Raw genomic sequence first — 20,738 nt, 5'->3', positions numbered from 1 at the left:
TCACGTTGGGGACACGCCGAGCCGTCGCTCCTCTTCAGTACGCCGCGTTCAAAAACGCCGAACTAACCGCGCGCAAGGTTTCCTGCGAGCGCGGGTCGCTAAGCCGCGTATGCAGCACCACTTTCGAGTTTGGCAGCGGCGGCAAGCCGAGTTGCTCGCCGACCTCGACCGTTCCCGCCGGCGCCACGCGCTGCGCCAGCGCGGCCACGGCGAGCCCGGCGCTCACTGCCACGCCAACGGCCATCACGCCGCCGCCGACGAACACCTCGGTCCACGTAATCCCGGCAGCATCGAGCGCGTCTGTGGCAATCGCCCGAATCCCACACGGCGCGGCGAGCGTCGCCAGCTTCAGCGGCTGCCCCTCGCGATGTTGCCAGCCCGGCGCCGCGAACCAGCCTAGCCGCTCCTCCGCCAGCAGTTGCCCATCGCGGCGATCACCCTCGCGACGGCCGATCGCCGCGTCGATTTCACCCCGCTCGAACCAGGCAAGTACATCGCGTGACGCAGCAATGCGTACCTCGATGACGAGCAACGGATCGTAAGCCGCGAGCCGTCCCAGCAGCGCCGGCAGATTGGGCCCCGCCACGTGGTCGCTGATGCCGAGCTTGAGCCGGCGTTCCGGCGCATCGGTAGTCTCCGCCAGCGCCCGCTCATGAGCGGGCGGTGTGTCTAACAGCAGGATGAGCGAAACCGGTTCGACAGCGACGCTGGCGGCCTCTTCTCCGTCAGCGCCGCTCGATGCCCGGGTGGCGCTGGCCGCCCACCTGACAGGGCTCGCGCTGACGGCCGGTGCAATCGTGGGATTCGCCGTATTAATGGTGCTGTCGCTTCATTGGCTGAATAGATAGCTGGACGGCCGTGCACTTCGCCCTATGCATCGCGATTAAAATGCGCCGGTCTCGCGTAAACCCCGGTGCGCCGCGTACACTAACTTGCCGATGTGGGGTTAGGGGGCGCACAAATGACACGCGATGCGACGTCAGATACGACGATGGGAGCAACGCCTGAGGGCACCCGCTACCGGCCAAATCTGGCCGAGGGTGTGCTGGCGTCGGAGCGTACGGTATTGCGGCTGATTACCCGCAATACCCCGCTGCCGGAATTGCTCGATGAAGTATGCCGCCGCGCGGAAGCGCTGCTCGGCGACGGTGCGTCCTGTTCGATCCTGTTGCTGGATGCCGACGGCGTGCACGCGAGAGTGGGTGGCGCGCCTTCGCTGCCGGCGCACTTCAGCGCCGCGATCGACGGTGCCGCGATTGGCCCAGGGGTAGGGTCCTGCGGCACCGCGATGTACGAGCGGCGCATGGTCGCCGTCGAAGATATCGAAACCGATCCGCTGTGGGCCGATTTCCGGCACCTTGCGTTGCCGATCGGCTTGCGCGCGTGCTGGTCGATGCCATTTGAAAACGATGCCGGCACGGTGCTGGGCGCGTTCGCGGTCTACCATCGCACGTCGCGCCGGCCGAGCGCCGAAGAAGAGGCGATGCTCCACGACATCAGCCACAGTGTCGGTCTCGCCGTTCATCAGGACGTTATGGCGCAACGCCTCGCGCACAGCGAGGAGCATCACCGGCTGGTCGTCGACCATCTCAACGAAGGCATCGTCGTGCAGTCGCGCGAGGGCGTGGTGCTGGCCTGCAATCCGAGTGCGCAACGCATTCTGCGGGCGAGCACCGATCTGATCGGCCAGGACATTCTGACGGTCATGGTGCGCGCGTATCACGAGGACGGCTCCGCCGTCACCGACGCAGATCGTCCGACCGCTCAGGTGCTTGCAACCGGCACACCCTTGCTTGGCATCACGATCGGTCTGGAACTGACCGACGGCGAGGTCATCTGGATTACTGAGAATGTCGTGCCGATCATCAAGCCGGGCGACAGCGAACCCGGTTCGGTGCTGATCTCGTTTACCGACATCGGGCCGGTGCGCGAGGCGCAACGGCAGCTCAAGTTTCTGGCCACTCACGATCCGCTCACCGGTCTCTACAACCGCGCCTACCTGGCCGAGCGGATGCGCGATCTGTTTGCGCCGGGTGGGGTGGCCGGGATGGGCGAGCTGGCGCGGGTCGCCGTGCTATTCGTCGATCTGGACGGTTTCAAGAAGGTCAACGACACCGCCGGTCACGAGGCCGGGGATGCGCTTCTATGCAGCGTGGCGGAGCGGTTGTCGGCGTGTGTCGCGCGGAACGACACGCTCGCGCGCGTGGGCGGCGACGAGTTCGTGATCGTGGTCTGCGCTTACGAAAACACAGGTCATCTGATCGCGCTCGCCCAGCGCATTCTCGACATGATCGCGGTGCCGTTCGCGGTGGCGGACAACGAGTACTACATGGGTGCGTCGATCGGCATCAGTCTGTTTCCCGAAGACGGCCAGGACGTGCCCACGCTGATGCGCAATGCCGACTCGGCGATGTACCACGCGAAACAATGCGGGCGTAACAATTTTCAGTTCTTCACGGTCGAGCTGAATCAGCATCTGCAACGCCGCTTCATGATCGAGCAGGCGTTGCGGCGTGCGCTCGCTACCAACGAACTGAGCCTCGTGTATCAGCCGATCGTCGACAGTCAGTGCGGCCGCACGATCGGCGCCGAAGCGCTGCTGCGCTGGTACAACACCGAATTGGGCAATGTTTCGCCGGTGGAATTCATCCCCGTGGCCGAAGACGCCGGCCTGATCGTCGAGATCGGTTCCTGGGTGCTGGCGCGGGCCTGCGAGCAGGTCGCGCAATGGCGGCGCACGCTGGCGCCCGAGTTGATCGTCGCGGTGAATCTGTCGCCGCGCCAGTTCAAAAACGGGCTCGTGGAGCGGATCGAGCGTTGTCTGGAGCAGTCCGGGCTTGAGCCGGAGGCGCTGGAACTCGAGATTACCGAGCGGCTGTTGATGAGCGACAGCGACGCCGTATTGCCGATGCTGAGCGCGTTGAGCGCGATGGGCGTGCGGATTTCCGTCGACGATTTCGGTACCGGCTATTCGTCGCTGTCGTATTTGAAGCGGTTTCCGCTGCATAACCTGAAGATCGATCGTTCCTTCGTCGCGGGCTTGCCGGATCATCGCGATTCGATCGCGATCACCCAGGCGGTGGTGGCGATGGCCCATTCGCTAGGCATGAATGTCACGGCTGAAGGCGTGGAGACCGCCGAGCAGGCGGCGTTTTTGCGTGGGATCGCCTGCGACAAGCAGCAGGGGTATTTTTATAGCCGGCCGGTTGGGGCGAGTGCTTATGCGCGTAGTTTGTGTGACGCTCAGATGGGGCTGGCCGGGGCGTCATGACTGCCCTGACGTTTCCGGCCACGGCCGCAGGCAGGCGCTGGCGTAGCAAACCCACTTCGCCGGGCGGGTTAATCCAGCAAACAGACCCCTCTGCCGCGGGCATCCAGACTTGATTGTTCAGTTTTGCAAACAAGTGCCTTCGCGTTCCCGGTATTTATCCGCGCCCCCTGTTTCCCTAAAATTCTCCCATCGAATATACATTCCGCGCTGCGCCGAAGCGGCCCCGCGCGATGGGAGCCGTTATGCCAGCCCTGATTCAAAACCAGCTTTATCGGCCATCGGTGATCCTGCCGATGGTCGCCCTCATGCAGGTGATGGTGTCGCAGGATTTCAACCTCGGCCAGGTCGGCTGGGTCGTCGCGACGCGCGGCGCGCAGGCCGCACTGCAACGCTCGCGCGAATTGATCTGCGCCGTGCACTGCCACGCCTGAACACAATCGGGCGCGATTTTCATTCAATCGACTGGCGCCGGTCCCCCGGCGAGACGAAAACAGATCGCACGCCGGCGCGCGGAGCTCACGGAGCGCAGCAGAATCAACGAGGAGGGGCGACAAAGGCAACACGCGGCGCTGAGGGTAAGATGCTACGACCAGCACCCCAGCCTCGGGAGATCTGCCATGCCACAGCACTTCGACGCAGTCGTGATCGGCACGGGACAAGGCGGTGCGCCGCTTGCTGTCCGTCTTGGTGAAAGCGGCCGTAAAACCGCGGTCATCGAACGCGCGGCCTTCGGCGGGACCTGTGTGAATGTCGGCTGCACGCCGACCAAGTCTTATGTGGCCAGTGCCCGCGCGGCCCACGTGGCGCGCCACGCCGCGGAGTTGGGCGTGCAGGTGAGCGGCGCGGTCAGCGTCGATCTGGCAGCGGTCAAGGCACGCAAGGACGGGATCATCGGTCAATCGCGCGACGGCGTCGAGAAATGGCTGCGCGGCGCGGATAACGTCACCGTCTTCAACGGCCACGCGCGCTTCACCGGCGCCCATACGCTCACCATCAGCGGCCCGGACGGCGCAGTGCTCGATGAGCTCAGCGCTGACGAAATCTTCATCAATACCGGCACGCGCGCCGTTGTGCCGCCGCTCGAAGGGCTCGAGCGAATTCGCTACTACACCAACTCGAATCTGCTTGATCTCACGGAATTGCCGGACCATCTGGCGATTGTCGGCGGCAGCTATATTGCGCTCGAATTCGCGCAGATATTTCGCCGCTTCGGCAGCCGGGTGACCGTGCTGGTGCGCGGCGAGCGCGTGCTCACGCGCGAGGATGCCGACTTTGCCGACTCCGTGCAGAAGGTGCTGGCGCGCGAAGGGGTCGAGTTTGTCTTCGGCGTGCAACCCTCGCGGGTCGAGCCGCATCCGCATCACGAGAACGAGGTGTGCATCGGCTTTGAGCAGAACATTCCCGCGCTCGAGGCGTCGCACCTGCTGTTCGCCACCGGCCGCGAACCGAATACCGACGACCTCGGCCTCGACGCCGCCGGCATCGCGACGGACCGTCACGGCACGATTCCCGTCGACGGTCAGTTGCGCACCAATGTGCCGGGCATCTGGGCGATCGGCGACATCAACGGACGCGGCGCCTTTACTCACACCTCTTACGACGATTTCCATATCGTCGCGGCCAATCTGCTCGATGGCGGCGCGCGCAGCGTCGACACGCGAATCATGGCGTACGCGGTGTTCGTCGACCCGCCGCTCGCGCGCGTCGGGCTCTCGGAAGCCGATGTGCGCAAGGCCGACCGCGACGCGCTGATCGCCACCATGCCGATGACGCGGGTAGGCCGCGCCCGCGAACGCGGCGAGACCGACGGCTTCATGAAGGTGCTGGTCGACGCGCAGAGCAGGCAGATTCTTGGCGCGGCGATCCATGGCATCGAAGGCGACGAAGCGCTGCACACGTTCATCGACATCATGACGGCCGGGGCGCCGTATCCTACCTTGCAGTACGCCATGCATATTCATCCAACCATCAGCGAACTGGTGCCGACTTTGCTCGATGGACTCAAGCCGATGAAATAGACGGCGTACCCGGCGGTAAACCGGGCGACGTGGCGTGTGCTGTGGGCGAAACGCGCTGCGAACCGGTTGCCGGGCAATGACCAATCGCTGAGATCACGTCGCCATAACGGGATTACACTCGAACTGGGACGTATCCTGGAGCAAAATCATGATCAATGCCGACCCTAAAAGCACTTTTCACGGTCTTCCGTTGACCCCGGAACAGGACGCGGAAGTCAGACATTACATCAAGAAGCAGAAGCAACAGGGCGCGGAGTGGGACACGCCAGAGCTGGCGGCCATGCTTCGAGACATGCTGGAACCCCCGGGTGATGATGACGAGGAATTCGATCCCGTTTTCGACGAAACGAAAGCAGCCGCGGAACGTGCGGCGGCTTCGATCGACGAGTCGATGGACCCGATTGAAGCCAGCGAAGAGCGGAACGCGGCTATGGAAATCGAGGCCATGAAGGGCAAGAGGCGTTGAGCCTGCATGACGGAGCGACAGAACGACTGGCGAGCCGCGCTTATCGATCCGGCGATCTTGCACGGAGTAAGGACTTCGTGGTTCTATCCGGCAGCAGCCGATCAGTCATCAGGGGAAAACATGAGCATTAGCATCGTCCAGCTAGGGTCTCCGAGGGCGGCCGACGAAGGGGTGCGTATCGGTACGGTTCGGCGACCGCCGCGCGGCGTACCCCGGACGGAATTCGCCACTCGCGACTACTACGATGTGTGGCTGCCTAATCTGTCGCCTGATGCGGAGTTGGTGAAGGAAGCAAAGGCGGTCGCCAGTGACGCTGAGTGGGCCACGTTTGCGAAAAAATTCCGGACGGAAATGAATGGTGGCGATGCCAGCAAGGTGTTGGATCTGCTTGCCACATTGTCAAAAACGACGCACTTTTCCGTCGGTTGCTACTGCGAGGACGAAAGCCGGTGCCATCGCAGCATTCTTCGTCAGTTGTTGCACGAGCGGGGTGCGCTGATAAGGTGAAGCACGTGTACGCGGTCGGCTTCAGCGATGGTGTGATCGCCATCATCATCACGATCTTGTGCTCGAGTATGAACGAGCGGCAGTGAGCCTACGGTATGGTTTGCAGTTCACCTGGCTGCTTGACAGATGGCGGAATGACCGCGCGCTGCGTATGCGCCTTTACGATGACCGGCGCGCATCTGGGGTATGCGGACAGGCGCAAGCGGGATAATCGCGCGCGCCTGGAACACTATTTTCCAACAGCAAATCTGCTATTCAAGCTGTGGACAAGCTGTGGATTGATTTCAATTTTTAGTTTGATGCTTAACATCACTTTTTCGGGAATTTAGCGTATCCACGCATTACGAAACCCGAGTCGATATCCACTTTTGGCATTACCGTGCCGCAGTAGAATTTCCGATAGCTTATTTTCCAAATTCATTGCCTGGTCACCGTGGATTCCATGATTCAGGCTTTCAGCCGGTTCCAATCCGCGTTCCCTCCAGAGTGTCGGGCGTGTGACGGCTCGTGTATCCTCTTGCTAACAGGCCGTTCATCGAAATAATCCGTTTTGACCTGATCTGTGTGGCCTTTGAAAACAATTTCAATCATCGAAGGGACATAAATGAATCGGATCCACCGTGTCATACATGAACGCTCGTCTGATTCTATGCAAATGGCATTTGAAGCCGTCTGGCCGAAAGATAGCCATAAAACCGGTCAAACCGTCACTCACGCCACCAGGCTAATTGGCCGCGGCGGCGTCGCTGAATCTCGCGACAAACCTCTTCTCAGACCCATTAGCGCCAGCATTCTGTTAATTGGCGTCAGTGCGGCCGTCAGTACAGCACAGGCGCAAACCATTTCATTCACGACAAACTCGACCGTCGACATAGGCAATTCGACTACCGCTGTCACCAGCCTGCTGGTTAGCAATAATGTCACCGGCACGCTCAATGGGGTGGGCGGCACGCTGGTGTATTCGGGCGGACCCTTCCGTCTCGGCGGAACGGCTAACGGCACACAGCAGACGTTAAATATGTCGGGCCTGAGTAATTTCATTTCCGGCAATGCGACGCAAGCGTTCAGTGTTAGCGGGCAGATAACGGCAGTGGGCGGGTCGGGTAACACGAGCGGTAGCATGACCCTGGCGGGCAGCAACACCATTACGGCAGCCACGTTCGGCGTGGGCGATTTCAATCGCAGCGTGTCCAATTTCTCAACTAACACCGGAACCGTGCTGCTCGGGCAAAGCAATACGATCAACGCGGATCAGGTTGTGATCGGGAGCAGCCAGGCAACCGGTACTCTGGCCTTCCAGAGTGGGAGCAACGGCGGGACGCTCGTGCTCCGGGGAACCGATGGCAGCAGTCCGGTCGGCACCTGGAATATCGCCGTGGGCGTATCAAGCAATTACACCGGTAACAATGGCACTGTGGACCTGAGCCGAGGTTCATTGGACGCGAAGATAGGCAATCTGCTCATTGGTTCAGCTGGATATGGCTCGCAATCGGCCATCGGCAGTTTGAGCATGGGAGCCGGCACACTCAATGCCACGTCCGTTACTCTCGGCCAACGCAGTTCCACGGTTGGCGCCGGTGCCGCCCAAGGAACATTGACGATTGCCGGCGGCACCGTATTGACGCAGAGCCTGACACTCGGCGACTTCTCCGGCACCACCGGCTCGGCAACTGGCACGGTCAACCTGAACAGCGGCGCTACGCTTCGTGCCCTGTCGATTCAACCCGGTGCGGGTAGCGCAACCCGGACGATCAACTGGAACGACGGCACGCTCGGCAACTATGCCGACGGTGGCAACATGACGGTGTCGGGTGCGCAGATCCGTTTGTCCGATAGCGGTACGCACACGTTCCAGATCGACGGCGCCAATGCGCTCGCAACGGTGAGCTCCACGCTGAGCAATGCAGGCGGTGCAGTGACTGGCGGAACGTTGGTCAAAGCTGGGACTGGGACGCTCGCGCTGACAGCGGCGAACACCTATAGCGGTGGCACCACAGTGACCGGTGGACTGGTCAACTTCCAGAACCTGTCCAATCTCGGGACCGGAAATGTCACGCTCAATGGCGGAGGTCTCCAGTGGGCGAGCGGGGTCGCTGCGGATGTGTCTGGCCGCCTGAATCCGCTGGGCCAGAACGGCGGGGTTTTCGATACCAATGGCAACGACGTCACGCTCGCTACAGGCCTGACGGGAACCGGCGGCAGCCTGGCCAAACAGGGCGCAGGCGTTTTGACACTGACGGGCAACAATACCTACACCGGCGGCACGGTGATTGGCGCCGGCACGCTGCAGCTCGGCAACGGGGGCCCCAGCGGCAGCATCGTGGGCAACGTGACCGATAACGGCACGTTTGTCATCGATCGCTCCGATACCGTGACCCTGCCGGGCGTGATTTCCGGGACTGGCAGCGTGAATCAGCACGGCTCGGGTACCGTCATTCTTGCCGCGGACAATACCTATACCGGTGGTACGACGATCAGCGCCGGCACGCTCCAGGTTGGCAATGGCGGCACCGCCGGGAGCATCGTCAGTGATGTAACCGACAATGGCGCGCTTGCTTTCAACCGCAGCGATACGCTGACCTACGGCGGCGCGGTGAGCGGCACAGGTTCGCTGGAACAGGCGGGCACCGGCACCTTGATCCTGACCGGCAATAACACTTACACCGGCACCACGACGATCAGCGCCGGCACACTGCAGCTCGGCAATGGCGGTGCCGGCGGCAGCATCGCTGGCAACGTGAACAATGACGGCGCGCTGGTATTCGATCGTTCGGATAGCCTGGTTTATGACGGAACCGTCAGCGGGACCGGATCGGTTACGCAAGCGGGTAGTGGCAAGGTGGTTCTCAATGGTGTGCAGACTTACAGCGGTAACACGAATATTGTCGGCGGCACGTTGGTCATTGGCGACAGCGCGCACACCGGCGCAGAACTGGCAGGAGGCGGACAGGTCAACATCGCGGCCGGGGGCGCATTCGGCGGCTACGGGAAGGTGACGGGTCCGGTCGTCAACGACGGGCTGATTGGCGTGGGCAATGCGCTGCCGGCCCTGGCCAATGGCCCTGATGCCGTTTTTACCGTCGCAGGCAATCTGGATAACGGTGGCACGATTACCATGGTCAATGGCTTTGCTGGCGATCGCATGGCCGTGATCGGCGGCACGTACACGTCCAACGGTGGACGGCTGCTGATCGAGACCGTGCTCAATGCAGGGGGCGCAAGTTCTCAAACCGATACGCTGGCAGCCCAGTCAACTGCCGTTGGAGCAGGCGGTGCGACCAGCATTACCGTTCAACGCATAGGCGGCACGGGGGCGGTAACCGACCAGAACGGCATCCAGGTCGTGCAGGTGGCTGATCCGAGCCGCTCGGCGAGCGGTGCATTTACTCTCAATGGCCGCGTGGTAGCCGGCCCCTATGAATACCGGCTGTTTCAGGGCGGGGTGAGCGATCCTGCCGACGGTCAGTGGTACCTTCGTTCCGAGCAGCCCACGCCGACACCCACGCCGACACCCACGCCGACACCCACGCCCACGCCGACGCCCACGCCGACACCCACGCCCACGCCCATGCCGACACCCACGCCGGCCAAACTACTGAGGCCTGAAGGGGGCGTCTATCTTGGCAACAAGTACGCGGCGCAAACCATGTTTCTGAACACGCTGCATGACCGCTTAGGTGAGCCTCAATTCGCCGAGCTTGATAAGCCCGACGGCAGCGCCCGGCTTGCTGATGGATGGGCGCGCGTTGTGGGCACGAGCTTGCGTAGCGACGCAGCTGGCGGTCAGCTGACTGTGAGAACGCAGGGGGAAGTGCTACAGGCGGGCGGCGACGCAGCGCAATGGTCCGTGTTGCAGAGCGGCGACCGTCTGCATCTGGGCGTGATGACCGCCTACGGCAACATGCGTACGAACTCGAGCGCGGACGGCAACCCTTTCAATGCGCATGGCACCGTGAACGGCTACGCGGTCGGCACCTACGCCACATGGTTCGCTAACGAAAAGGACCGGCTCGGCGCTTATGTCGACAGCTGGGTCCAGTACGGCAACTTCGACAACCGGGTCGAGGGCGATCTGCTGCCAGGCGAAAAGTACAGCGCGCATAGCTGGACCGGTTCGCTTGAGGCGGGCTACGCGCTGAAGCCGTTCGGTAATGATTGGGTGGTCGAGCCGCAGGGGCAACTCATCTACATCGACTACAGTGCGGGCACTCATACGGAAGTCAACGGGACTGACGTCGCGGACAACAGCTCAGGTGGGCTCGTGACCCGCCTGGGCGCACGCATCTATCGGGATTTTGCGAGAGATAGCGGCAAGACGATTCAGGCGTCGTTCGAGGCCAACTGGTGGTACGCCAACCGCAAAAATGCGGTAGCGATGGACGGTGTGAACGTTCCGCTCGATGGGATTGCGAAAAGCACCGGGGAAATCAAGGCAGGGGTGCAATACCGCTTCGCTCATCGGTGGCAAACCTGGGGTAGCGTGGCGTGGGCCTTTGGCGGCAGCGATTACCAGCGTCTGACCGGTATGGCAGGCGTGAAATACGCCTGGTAGCGGTTTCTCCGTGCGCCGCCAACGCAGGTCATCGCGTTTTGCGTGTTCTTCTCGCACGGCGATGCGCTGGGCGGCCCGATATTGACGCGGTGGTCCGCGTTCATGAGCCACCGCCCGCATCGACAAATCGAGTGGTCATCGCCGATAATTGCCGTCGGGCTTGCCAGCGTAAGCATGCTGGCATGCTGCGCGCGGTGCTCGCGCAAGGACCACGTTCCCGGCACACGCGCATTTCCCTCTCAACCGCCGCTGCACGACCAGGAAACCAAACGATGGGCAAGGGACGCGTCGAAGCTTTCAGCGATGGCGTGATCGCCATCATCATCACGATCATGGTGCTCGAGTTGAAGGTGCCGGAAGGCTACGACCTCGCTGCGCTGCGCCCCGTGATCCCGGTGTTCTGCGCCTACGTGCTGAGTTTCATCTACGTCGGCATCTACTGGAACAATCATCATCACATGTTCCATGCCGTCCAGAAGGTCAACGGCGCGGTGCTCTGGGCCAATCTCCATCTGTTGTTCTGGCTGTCGTTGCTGCCGGCCGTCACGCATTGGGTCGGCGAAAACCATCTGGCTTCGTGGCCGACCGCGCTGTACGGCGCGGTGCTGTTCATGTCGGCGATTGCCTATTTCATTCTGACTCGCGTGCTGATCCGCGAGCACGGCACGGAGTCGACGATCGCGAAAGCGCTCGGCAACGACTTCAAGGGCAAGGTCTCGGTCGTCATCTATCTGGCGGGGATCGTGCTGGCATTCGTGCAGCCGTGGCTCTCGGCTGCGCTCTATACGCTGGCTGCGGCGTGGTGGCTGGTGCCCGACCGGCGCATCGAGCACCTGATGGAAGCGTAAGCATGTTGCTTCGCGCGAAGCGGCCTGTGCAGACCTTGACGCGGGAGCTTGCCGAACAGCAGTCGGCAGACTGAGGCCGTTTGGCAGATACTGGCATCATGACTTCGCGTACCCAAAGCCCCCCAGCCGCCCGGATCGGTCTGATCTCCGACACGCACAACCTCGTGCGCCCTGAAGTCCTGCAGTACCTCGCAGGCTGCGATGCGATCATCCACGCGGGCGATATCTGCAATCAGGCGGTGCTCGATGCACTTGCGCAGATCGCACCAATCACAGCCGTGCGCGGCAATAACGATATCGAAGAACCGGTCGCGTCGTTGCCGACACACGTCAAGCTCACAGTGCAACAGGTGACGATCCTCGTCGTGCATGACATCGCCGACGTGGGCGACGACCCGCGTCGTGAAGGCGTCGACGTGGTCGTGACGGGGCACTCGCATAAGCCTGCGATCAGCGAGCGCGACGGTGTGCTGTTCGTCAATCCAGGCAGTGCCGGACCGAGGCGGTTCAAGCTGCCGATTTCCGCCGGCATGCTAATTATCGAAGGCGCGCATGCAAGTGCGACGTTCGATTCTCTGGTGACATAAAAAACGGGCCGGCAAAAATCTGCCGGCCCGTTTTCGGACACGCTAACGCGAATTACAGTGATTGCTTGCCGCCGCCTCGTTCGCCCCTTACGGCGGGCGCTACGGGTACGACTTCGGGCGGCCAGCTACCGCGCAACCCAGGATCAGGCACGCGCCGTAGCCGCAGCAGCGTAACCTTCATCCATCTCCGCCGCCTCACGCTCGCCGCGCAGTACCGCATGCGCTTCCGCACGCGTTGCGACACACGGACCCGAGCCGAGCAGCGGCTTGCGGGCCGTTTCACGCAACGCGAACACCGACACGATCCCGATCAGCGACGCGCCCATCAGGTAGTACGCGGGCATCATCAGATTGCCGGTGCTATTGACCAGCCATGCTGTCACGAGCGGCGTTGTCCCGCCGAACAGCGACACCGAAATGTTGAAGCCGATCGCGAGCGCACCATAACGGATCTTCGTCGGGAACAGCGCCGGCAGCGCCGACGGCATCACGCCGGTAAAGCACGACAGCAGCACGCCGAGAATCATCAGGCCGCCGAACACGGGCAGCACCGTGCCCATGCGAATCAGCAGCAGCGCGGGAATCGACAGCGCGAACAGGCCCACGCAACCGAACAGCATCACCGGCTTGCGGCCGATCGTGTCGGACAGACGGCCGGCGGCCAGCGTCATCGGCATCATCAGCACCATCACGAGCAGCACGAGGAAGAGACCATGTGTTTCGTTGAAGTGCAGCGTGGCTGACAGATAGCTCGGCAGATACGAGAGCGCCATGTAATCGGTGACGTTGAAGATCAGCACGAGGCCGACGCACAGCAGAAGCGGCTTCCATTGCTGCATGAGCAACTCGCGGAACGATTGTTTCGGGAGCGCCTTGTCTTCGGCTTCACGTTGTTCTGCCTGCTTCTTGAACGCGGGCGTTTCTTCGAGTTTCATCCGGATGTACAGACCGACCAGACCCAGCGGCCCCGCGATCAGGAACGGCACGCGCCAGCCCCAGGAAAGCAGCGCGTCGTTCGACAGCGTTGCCGTCAGGACCGCGACCGTACCTGCGCCGAGCACATAGCCGATCAGTGTGCCGAACTCGAGGAAGCTGCCCATGAAGCCGCGGCGTTTGTCCGTCGAGAATTCGGCGATGAAGGTGGCGGCGCCGCCGTATTCGCCCCCCGTCGAAAAGCCTTGCACCAGGCGCGCGACCAGCAGCAACACGGGCGCGAAAATGCCGATCGTCGCGTAGCTCGGAATCAGGCCGATCGCGAAGGTGCCGAGCGCCATCATGATCATGGTCATGGCCAGCACGCGCTGACGGCCGATGCGATCGCCCAGCGGCCCGAACACCATGCCGCCGACCGGCCGCACGAGGAACGCCGCGGCAAACGTGCCGAAGGTGGCGATCAACTGGGCGGCCGGACTCGCCGACGGGAAGAACACTCGGCCGAGCGTGACAGCGATATAGCTGTACACGCCGAAATCGAACCATTCCATCGCGTTGCCGAGCGCCATGGCGCCGACGGCCCGCTTGAGGAGAGATTTGTCGACGACGGTAATGTCGTCGAGTGAGAGGCGTTGTTCTTCTTTGTGATGTCGCCAGAAGCCGTTGCTGGAAGCGGTCAAGGTGAAAACTCCAATGACTGCGACGAAACTCATGAAAATGCGCATGAACGTTCCGCCACGGGTGCTGGGGAAGTGCAGTTTCGCGAGCAGAGCGATGGCGTCTCTTTCGCCCGAGGACAAAAGAAGTGGGCGCGAAAAAGAAAATAAAACGCCCGTGCCTCGCGAACGATTCGCGAAAAAACACTCGTCTAGATTGTGCTGACTGTTGCATCTGCGTGGCCGTGGAAGGGGGGCAGATGCATGAGGACGCTGGGGTGGCTGAAAGCTGGCCCATGCGCCGCTGGAAGGCTCGAAACGAAAAAGGCCGGCGCTGGATCGCCGCTCATGGGATGAGATCCGGCGGGGAAACGACCGACAAGCCTTCTTGTATAAAAACTGTCCAATTCAGCGTGGCGGCGTACGGGAAAAGACACGACGGGCCAGCTTGAGAGAACGCGAATGAAGGTGAAATGCTGTTGGAACGATGAACATGATAGCACGATGACCGAGGATCGTGCAAACCAGGTGTGCGCTCAGAAGCCCGGGGAGGGCAGTCAATCCCTTGCGTGGTGGGGAATCCAGCGGATTGCGGCGGTATGGAAAGGAGGCTTAAAAATGGCCGGAAATGGTCCGGTTAGTGAATTTTGCCAAGGAGTGACAGTAGTGAAAGGCGCAACGGGAAGCCGGTGTATCGAGCGGCTCAAGGTTCGACGAAAACGTGCCGTATCGAGCGGCGAAAGGCGCGACCAGACAGGCGAAAAAAAACCGCGCACGCGGCGCGGATTCTTCATACGGCTGATCGCCAATACTGGGGCGTAGCCGAAAACGCTTATTCGGCTGCCGGCGGCACGTAACCCTGCGCCGTATCCGCGCCTTCGCCGAAGAAGAACTTTTCGGTCTGCTTCATCAGATACTGACGTGCGCGCGGGTCGGCCATATTGAGGCGGTTTTCGTTGATCAGCATGGTTTGCTGCTTCAACCAGGCCTGCCAGGCTTCCTTCGAAATACTTTCGTAGATCCGCTTGCCGAGTTCGCCCGGTAGCGGCGGGAAATCGAGACCTTCGGCTTCCTTGCCGAGCTTCGCGCATTGAACCATACGAGTCATGCTGTGCTTCTCCTTTAATCGATGTGGGGGCGGGCAGTCGCTTTATATGGGGACGCTCAGAGCTGTTTCATCAGCACGAGCGACTTGCGCTGCCAGTTATAGAGTCGGCGGCGGTCTTCAGGCAGGTCGTCGACCGTGACCTTGACGAAGCCGCGCTTGAGGAACCAGTGTTCGGTGCGCGTGGTGAGCACGAAAATGCGGGTGAGGCCGCGTGCCCGCGCGCGTTGTTCGATGCGCTTGAGCAGGCGTTCGCCGTCGCCGGTGCCCTGCGCTTCCGGCGCGACCGTGAGGCACGCCATTTCGCCGATGCGCTCCTGCGGGTACGGGTACAGCGCCGCGCAGCCAAACAGCACGCCATCGTGCTCGATCACCGAGAAATGGTCGATGTCCCGTTCGATCTGGTGGCGGCCGCGCCGCACCAGCGTACCGTCGGATTCGAGCGGCTCGATCAGGGAGAGAATGCCGCCGACGTCGTCCGGCGTGGCTTCGCGCAGGCTTTCGAGGTTCTCGTACGAGATCATCGTGCCCACGCCATCGTGCAGGAACAGTTCGAGCAGCAGGCTGCCGTCGAGCGCGTAGGGGATGATGTGCGCCCGCGCCACGCCGCCGCGGCAGGCGCGGATCGAATGTTTCAGATAGAAACCCGCGTCGCCGGTGACTTCGCCGCTTTCATGCAGCTTGTAGGCGTCGTCGAGCGACAGTTCGCGAACCAGTACGGGTCCGTCTTCGCCGGTTTCCATCAGGCCCGGCGTCTCGGTCAGGAACACGATCTTGTCGGCGCGCAGCGCGATCGCCGCCGCCGAGGCGACGTCTTCCATCGACAGATTGAATGCCTCGCCGGTGGGCGAGAAGCCGAGCGGCGACAGCAGCACCAGCTTGCGGCTCGCGAGCGAATGGCGGATCGAATCCGCGTCGATCTTACGCACCACGCCGGTGTGGGCAAAATCGACGCCGTCCAGAATGCCGACCGGGCGCGCCGTCACGAAGTTGCCGGACACCACGCTGATGTGCGCGTGCGCCATCGGCGTGTTCGGCAAGCCCTGACTAATCGCCGCCTCGATATCCAGACGCACTTCGCCGGCCGCTTCTTTCGCGGACTCCAAAGCACGCGCGTCGGTAATGCGCATGCCGTGCGAAAACTCGGATTCCACGCCGTGCAGGCTCATCTGCTCTTCGACCTGCGGCCGCGAGCCGTGCACCAGTACGATCTGGATGCCCATGGCCTGCAGCAGCGCGATATCGGACACGAGCGCATTCAGGAGCCCCTGATGCACCACCTCGCCGCCGAAACCGACGACGAACGTCTTGTTACGGAACGCATGGATGTAAGGGGCGACTGAGCGCATCCAGTCGACGAATTGCGCGTGCTGTGCGAGGTCTTCCGTTGCTCCGGCGGGGGCCGGAACGCTCGCGGGCGCGGGGACGAGGTCGGTTTGGGAATTCATGCCGGGGATTATAATGCGCCCCCATGTCGAATGTACCCAAAAGTCCCGCTACGGCGAACGAGAATGCGGCGCCGGCCGCCGATCAGGCGAAGCCTGGCGACGCTGCGCGCCGCGAAGCGCCAGACGCCAACCGCAACGCGCCGCGCACGGCGCGCGAGCCGCGACGCACCGCGGAAGGCGCGCAAGCGTCGGCGCAGAAAAATAATCCGCCGCGTGAGGCGCGCCGCGAAGCGGGCGCGCCCGCGCGCAAATCACCACAAGCAGGTGATGCTCAAGGCGGCCAGCCCCGCCGCGAACCGCGCCCGCCGCGCGTTCAACGCGTCGTCGAACCGAACCCGATTCCGCCGATCACCTTCCCCGAAGCGCTGCCGGTCTCCGGCCGCCGCGAGGAGATCGCGCGCGCTATCGCGCAGAATCAGGTCGTGATCGTGTGCGGCGAGACCGGTTCGGGTAAAACAACCCAGTTGCCGAAAATCTGCCTTGAACTCGGTCGTGGTCTCGGCGCGGGCGGCACGGGCCTGATTGGCCACACGCAACCGCGCCGGATCGCGGCTTCGGCGACGGGCCGCCGCATTGCCGAAGAACTCGGCACGCCGTTCGGCGAGGTGGTCGGCTACAAGGTGCGTTTTACCGACAATCTGTCGCCGGGCGCGTCGGTCAAACTCATGACCGACGGCATTCTGCTCGCCGAAACGCAGACCGATCCGCTGCTGCAGGCCTACGACACGCTGATCATCGACGAAGCGCACGAGCGCAGCCTGAACATCGATTTCCTGCTGGGCTACCTGAAGGAAATCCTTGTCAAACGGCCCGATCTGAAGCTGATCGTGACCTCGGCGACGATCGACGCGGATCGCTTCGCGCGTCATTTCGGCAGCGACGAGAAGCCTGCGCCGGTGATCGAAGTGAGTGGCCGGCTCTATCCGGTCGAGATGCGTTATCGGCCGGTCGCGGAAGACAGTCCGGCGGTGAAGTCGGCGGAAGGCGCTTCTGCATCGTCGTCGCGTGAAAGGCCGAAGACCCAGCGCGAAACGGATCGCGATCTGATGGAAGCGATCGTCGATGCGGTCGACGAACTGTGCCGCGAAGGTCCCGGGGACGTGCTGGTCTTCCTGCCCGGCGAGCGCGAGATTCGCGACGCCGCCGAAGCGCTGCGCAAGCACCATCCGCCGCATACGGAAATTCTGCCGTTGTTCGCGCGCTTGTCCGCCGCCGAACAGGAGCGCGTGTTCCGCACCTCGAACGCGCGCCGCATCGTGCTCGCGACCAACGTCGCCGAAACCTCGCTGACGGTGCCGGGGATTCGCTATGTGGTCGATACCGGGCTCGCGCGTGTGAAGCGCTACTCGTATCGCAACAAGGTCGAACAGTTGCAGGTCGAGTCGATCTCGCAGGCCGCCGCGAATCAGCGGGCAGGGCGCTGCGGCCGTGTTGCCGATGGCGTGTGTATCCGTCTGTATGAGGAAAGCGACTACCAGGGCCGCGTGCGCTTTACCGATCCGGAGATTTTGCGTTCGTCGCTGGCGTCGGTGATTCTGCGGATGAAGTCGCTGCATCTGACTGCGATCGAAACCTTTCCGTTCATCGAGCCGCCACCCGGCCGCGCCATCGCCGATGGTTATCAACTGCTCAACGAACTGGGCGCCGTCGACGATGACAACCAGCTCACGCCGCTCGGCCGCGAACTCGCGCGCTTGCCGCTCGACCCGCGCGTCGGCCGGATGATTCTCGCCGCGCGCGATCAGCAGGCGTTGAGGGAAGTGTTGATCATCGCCAGTGCATTGTCGGTGCAAGATCCGCGTGACCGGCCGATCGAAGCGCAGGAGCAAGCTGACCAGGCACATCGCCGGTTCGCCGACGAGCGTTCCGAGTTCCTGCAATGGCTGAAGATCTGGAACTGGTTTGAAGAAGCGATCGCGCACAAGAAGTCGAACCGGCAGTTGCAGGACGAATGCCGCAAGAACTTCCTGTCGCAACTGCGCCTGCGTGAATGGCGCGACGTGCACTCGCAACTGCTCACGGTGGTGCGTGAGCACGGCTGGCGTCTGAACGAGGCCGAAGCGACCTTTGAGCAGATCCACCTCGCATTGTTGACCGGCTTGCTCGGCAACATCGGCTTGAAAGCCGACGACGAGCCGTATTTTCTCGGCGCGCGCAGCATCAAGTTCTACCTTTGGCCTGGCTCGGCGCTGGTGAAGAAGGCTGGGAAGTGGGTCATGGCCGCGGAACTGGTTGAGACGAGCCGTCTGTACGCACGTTGCATCGCGAAGATCGAACCGGAATGGATCGAGAAGATCGGCGAGCATCTTCTGAAGAAGTCATTGTCCGAGCCGCATTGGGAAAAGCGCGCGGCACAGGTGTCGGCGTTCGAGCGCGCGGTGCTGTACGGCTTGCCGATCTATCACCGGCGGCGCGTGAGCTTCGGCAAACAGGACCCGGCTCGGGCGCGCGAGTTGTTTATTCGCGGTGCGCTGGTGGAAGGCGAGTTCGATACGAAGCTTGCGTTCTTCGCGCACAACCGCAAGCTGCTCGCCGATATCGAGCAACTGGAACACAAGTCGCGCCGTCAGGACGTGCTGGTCGACGACGAGCTGATTTTCGGCTTTTACGATCAGGCGTTGCCGCAGGGCATTTACACAGGCGCATCGTTCGAGCGCTGGTATCGCGACGAGGTCAGGAAGAGCGGCCAGTCGGAGGACAAGCTGCGTCTGCTGTATCTGTCGCGTGACGATCTGATGCGGCACGAAGCCGCCGGCGTGACGACCGACCTGTTCCCGAAGCGCACGACGATGGCGGGCGTCGAGATGGCGCTCACGTATCACTTCGAACCCGGTTCGCCGCGCGATGGCGTGACGCTCGCGGTGCCGCTCTACGCGCTGAATCAGGTCGACGCGCGCCGTTGCGAATGGCTCGTTCCGGGCATGCTGAAAGAGAAGGCGCAACTGCTGCTGAAATCGTTGCCGCAGAAGTTGCGGCGCCATTGCGTGCCGCTGCCTGAGTTCGCGGCGGGTTTCGTCGATCGGCATAGTGGTCCGCGTTTCGGCGCGGGCGGTTTGCTCGAATCGCTGATTGCGGACATTCGCGAGCAGACCCAGGTCGCGATGAAGCAATCGGACTTCAAGCTCGAAACGCTGACGCCGCATCTGTTCATGAACTTCAAGGTCATCGACGAGCACGGGCGGCAACTCGCGATGGGCCGGAATATGTCGCAACTGCGCGCCGAGTTGGGCGGTCAGGCGCAGCAGCACTTCCAGAAAATTGCGTCCAGTGCGGCTGGGGCGGCGTTGGCGGATGCGGGCGGCGGTAGCGTAGCGGTTGGCTCGCAGGCATCCGGCTCAGCAGGCGCGAGCGGTGCGGCGCCGCGGGGCAAGGGCGTCGCTGCGGCCGGTCCAGAAACAGCGTCGCAAGGCGGCGGTGCACCGGCTACCGCGCTCTACGAAAAACTGACGACGTGGAATTTCGGCAAGCTTCCCGAGTTGCTGGAAATTCGCCGCGGCGGGCAGACGTTGTTCGGCTATCCGGCGTTGGTGGATCGCGGCACGCATTGCGACGTCGAAGTATTCGATTCACCGGACGAAGCCGCGCGCATCCATCGCGCGGGATTGCGGCGCCTCTTTGCGTTGCAGTTGAAGGAACCGATCAAGTATCTGGAAAAGAATCTGCCGGGTTTGCGCGAAATGGCGATGCAGTTCATGCCACGTGGCACGCAGGAGGCGTTGCGCGATCAGCTGATCGATACCGCGCTCGACCGCGCGTGTCTGCAAGACCCGCTGCCCGCCGATGACGTCAGTTTCCATACGCGCCGCGACGAAGGCCGCAGCCGCCTGACGTTGTTGGCTCAGGAAATTGCCCGCCTCGTCGGGCAGATTCTCAGCGAATACGCGACGGTGACGAAAAAGCTGGTGCAGGCGAAGTCGTTCACGGCCGCGCATGCGGACATGCAGAACCAGCTGGATGCTCTGATCGGCAAACGCTTCGTGGTCGATACGCCGTACCCGCAGTTGGCGCACTTCCCGCGCTATCTGAAAGGAATCGCGCTGCGCATCGACAAGCTGAAGGCAGACTCCGCGCGCGACGCCCGTCAGTTCGCCGAATTCCAGCCGCTCTTGCAGAACTACCAGCGCGCGCTCGCGCAACGCGGTGGCGTGCTGGACACGCGTCTGTCGGAGTTCCGCTGGCTGCTGGAAGAATTGCGGATTTCGCTGTTCGCGCAGGAGTTGCGTACACCGATGCCGGTTTCGGTGAAGCGTCTGTACAAGGTGTGGGAATCGATGCAGCGCTGAGCGGCGATTGGGACGGTGCGCGGTTCGCGCCCGCCCCAATTGGGCAGCGAGCGTGGAGAGGCGC

The 20,738-nt window shown here is 62.5% G+C and carries 15 protein-coding genes; 11 read left to right on the top strand and 4 right to left on the bottom strand.

Annotated features, from left to right (window positions below; all coding sequences use genetic code 11):
• Nucleotides 1-34: 34 nt before the first annotated feature.
• The gene (locus tag PQR40_RS04350; protein ID WP_408508561.1) at nt 35-643 is read right to left on the bottom strand and encodes a LysR substrate-binding domain-containing protein; all 609 of its coding nucleotides are present in this window, start codon (nt 641-643) and stop codon (nt 35-37) included.
• Between the two features lie 22 nt (nt 644-665).
• Here PQR40_RS04350 and PQR40_RS04345 point away from each other — a divergent pair, with 22 nt between their 5' ends.
• From PQR40_RS04345 to PQR40_RS04305, 9 genes are all read left to right on the top strand, one after another.
• Nucleotides 666-848, top strand: coding sequence for a hypothetical protein (locus tag PQR40_RS04345; RefSeq protein ID WP_408227385.1), 183 nt, complete (start codon nt 666-668; stop codon nt 846-848).
• Nucleotides 849-961: 113 nt separating this feature from the next.
• On the top strand, nt 962-3,271 hold the full coding sequence (locus tag PQR40_RS04340) for a putative bifunctional diguanylate cyclase/phosphodiesterase (protein ID WP_408508490.1): 2,310 nt from the start codon (nt 962-964) through the stop codon (nt 3,269-3,271).
• A gap of 242 nt (nt 3,272-3,513) precedes the next feature.
• Nucleotides 3,514-3,702: a hypothetical protein gene (locus PQR40_RS04335; protein WP_408227379.1), complete on the top strand. Its 189-nt coding sequence runs from the start codon at nt 3,514-3,516 to the stop codon at nt 3,700-3,702.
• A gap of 186 nt (nt 3,703-3,888) precedes the next feature.
• On the top strand, nt 3,889-5,289 hold the full coding sequence (locus PQR40_RS04330) for an FAD-containing oxidoreductase (protein WP_408391799.1): 1,401 nt from the start codon (nt 3,889-3,891) through the stop codon (nt 5,287-5,289).
• Nucleotides 5,290-5,437: 148 nt separating this feature from the next.
• The gene (locus PQR40_RS04325; protein ID WP_408391802.1) at nt 5,438-5,755 is read left to right on the top strand and encodes a hypothetical protein; all 318 of its coding nucleotides are present in this window, start codon (nt 5,438-5,440) and stop codon (nt 5,753-5,755) included.
• Nucleotides 5,756-5,875: 120 nt separating this feature from the next.
• Nucleotides 5,876-6,262: a DUF488 domain-containing protein gene (locus PQR40_RS04320; RefSeq protein WP_408227370.1), complete on the top strand. Its 387-nt coding sequence runs from the start codon at nt 5,876-5,878 to the stop codon at nt 6,260-6,262.
• Nucleotides 6,263-6,917: 655 nt separating this feature from the next.
• Nucleotides 6,918-10,814, top strand: a complete 3,897-nt coding sequence (locus PQR40_RS04315; RefSeq protein WP_408508489.1) for an autotransporter outer membrane beta-barrel domain-containing protein — start codon at nt 6,918-6,920, stop codon at nt 10,812-10,814.
• 272 nt (nt 10,815-11,086) lie between these two features.
• Nucleotides 11,087-11,662: a TMEM175 family protein gene (locus PQR40_RS04310; RefSeq protein WP_408508488.1), complete on the top strand. Its 576-nt coding sequence runs from the start codon at nt 11,087-11,089 to the stop codon at nt 11,660-11,662.
• 98 nt (nt 11,663-11,760) lie between these two features.
• On the top strand, nt 11,761-12,249 hold the full coding sequence (locus tag PQR40_RS04305; protein ID WP_408508487.1) for a metallophosphoesterase family protein: 489 nt from the start codon (nt 11,761-11,763) through the stop codon (nt 12,247-12,249).
• A 143-nt stretch (nt 12,250-12,392) separates the two neighbouring features.
• Here the strand turns inward: PQR40_RS04305 and proP are convergent, their stop codons facing one another.
• Complete coding sequence (gene proP, locus PQR40_RS04300; RefSeq protein ID WP_408227358.1) at nt 12,393-13,907, bottom strand: glycine betaine/L-proline transporter ProP; 1,515 nt, start codon at nt 13,905-13,907, stop codon at nt 12,393-12,395.
• A 435-nt stretch (nt 13,908-14,342) separates the two neighbouring features.
• Between proP and PQR40_RS04295 the strand changes: the two genes are divergently transcribed.
• The gene (locus PQR40_RS04295) at nt 14,343-14,660 is read left to right on the top strand and encodes a hypothetical protein (RefSeq protein WP_408227355.1); all 318 of its coding nucleotides are present in this window, start codon (nt 14,343-14,345) and stop codon (nt 14,658-14,660) included.
• 10 nt (nt 14,661-14,670) lie between these two features.
• Here PQR40_RS04295 and PQR40_RS04290 read toward each other — a convergent pair whose 3' ends face one another.
• Both PQR40_RS04290 and argA read right to left on the bottom strand, forming a co-directional pair.
• Nucleotides 14,671-14,946 (bottom strand): oxidative damage protection protein, encoded by a 276-nt coding sequence (locus PQR40_RS04290; protein ID WP_082855080.1) that lies wholly within the window; start codon nt 14,944-14,946, stop codon nt 14,671-14,673.
• A 56-nt stretch (nt 14,947-15,002) separates the two neighbouring features.
• Nucleotides 15,003-16,391, bottom strand: coding sequence for an amino-acid N-acetyltransferase (argA, locus tag PQR40_RS04285; RefSeq protein WP_054043361.1), 1,389 nt, complete (start codon nt 16,389-16,391; stop codon nt 15,003-15,005).
• A 23-nt stretch (nt 16,392-16,414) separates the two neighbouring features.
• Here argA and hrpA point away from each other — a divergent pair, with 23 nt between their 5' ends.
• On the top strand, nt 16,415-20,674 hold the full coding sequence (gene hrpA / locus PQR40_RS04280; RefSeq protein WP_408508486.1) for an ATP-dependent RNA helicase HrpA: 4,260 nt from the start codon (nt 16,415-16,417) through the stop codon (nt 20,672-20,674).
• Nucleotides 20,675-20,738 lie beyond the last annotated feature (64 nt).

This window comes from Paraburkholderia sediminicola, assembly GCF_046026855.1.
Taxonomy (GTDB): domain Bacteria; phylum Pseudomonadota; class Gammaproteobacteria; order Burkholderiales; family Burkholderiaceae; genus Paraburkholderia; species Paraburkholderia sediminicola_A.
Note: the sequence above shows the minus strand (reverse complement) of the source record. Positions and strands in the feature narration are given on the sequence as shown.

Coding starts and splice junctions, on each gene's coding strand:
- PQR40_RS04320 (WP_408227370.1), top strand. CDS start 5,876: ATGAGCATTAGCATCGTCCAGCTAGGGTCTCCGAGGGCGGCCGACGAA.
- argA (WP_054043361.1), bottom strand. CDS start 16,391: ATGAATTCCCAAACCGACCTCGTCCCCGCGCCCGCGAGCGTTCCGGCC.
- PQR40_RS04330 (WP_408391799.1), top strand. CDS start 3,889: ATGCCACAGCACTTCGACGCAGTCGTGATCGGCACGGGACAAGGCGGT.
- hrpA (WP_408508486.1), top strand. CDS start 16,415: ATGTCGAATGTACCCAAAAGTCCCGCTACGGCGAACGAGAATGCGGCG.
- PQR40_RS04290 (WP_082855080.1), bottom strand. CDS start 14,946: ATGACTCGTATGGTTCAATGCGCGAAGCTCGGCAAGGAAGCCGAAGGT.
- PQR40_RS04315 (WP_408508489.1), top strand. CDS start 6,918: ATGGCATTTGAAGCCGTCTGGCCGAAAGATAGCCATAAAACCGGTCAA.
- PQR40_RS04305 (WP_408508487.1), top strand. CDS start 11,761: ATGACTTCGCGTACCCAAAGCCCCCCAGCCGCCCGGATCGGTCTGATC.
- PQR40_RS04310 (WP_408508488.1), top strand. CDS start 11,087: ATGGGCAAGGGACGCGTCGAAGCTTTCAGCGATGGCGTGATCGCCATC.
- PQR40_RS04335 (WP_408227379.1), top strand. CDS start 3,514: ATGCCAGCCCTGATTCAAAACCAGCTTTATCGGCCATCGGTGATCCTG.
- PQR40_RS04340 (WP_408508490.1), top strand. CDS start 962: ATGACACGCGATGCGACGTCAGATACGACGATGGGAGCAACGCCTGAG.
- proP (WP_408227358.1), bottom strand. CDS start 13,907: ATGCGCATTTTCATGAGTTTCGTCGCAGTCATTGGAGTTTTCACCTTG.
- PQR40_RS04295 (WP_408227355.1), top strand. CDS start 14,343: ATGACCGAGGATCGTGCAAACCAGGTGTGCGCTCAGAAGCCCGGGGAG.
- PQR40_RS04325 (WP_408391802.1), top strand. CDS start 5,438: ATGATCAATGCCGACCCTAAAAGCACTTTTCACGGTCTTCCGTTGACC.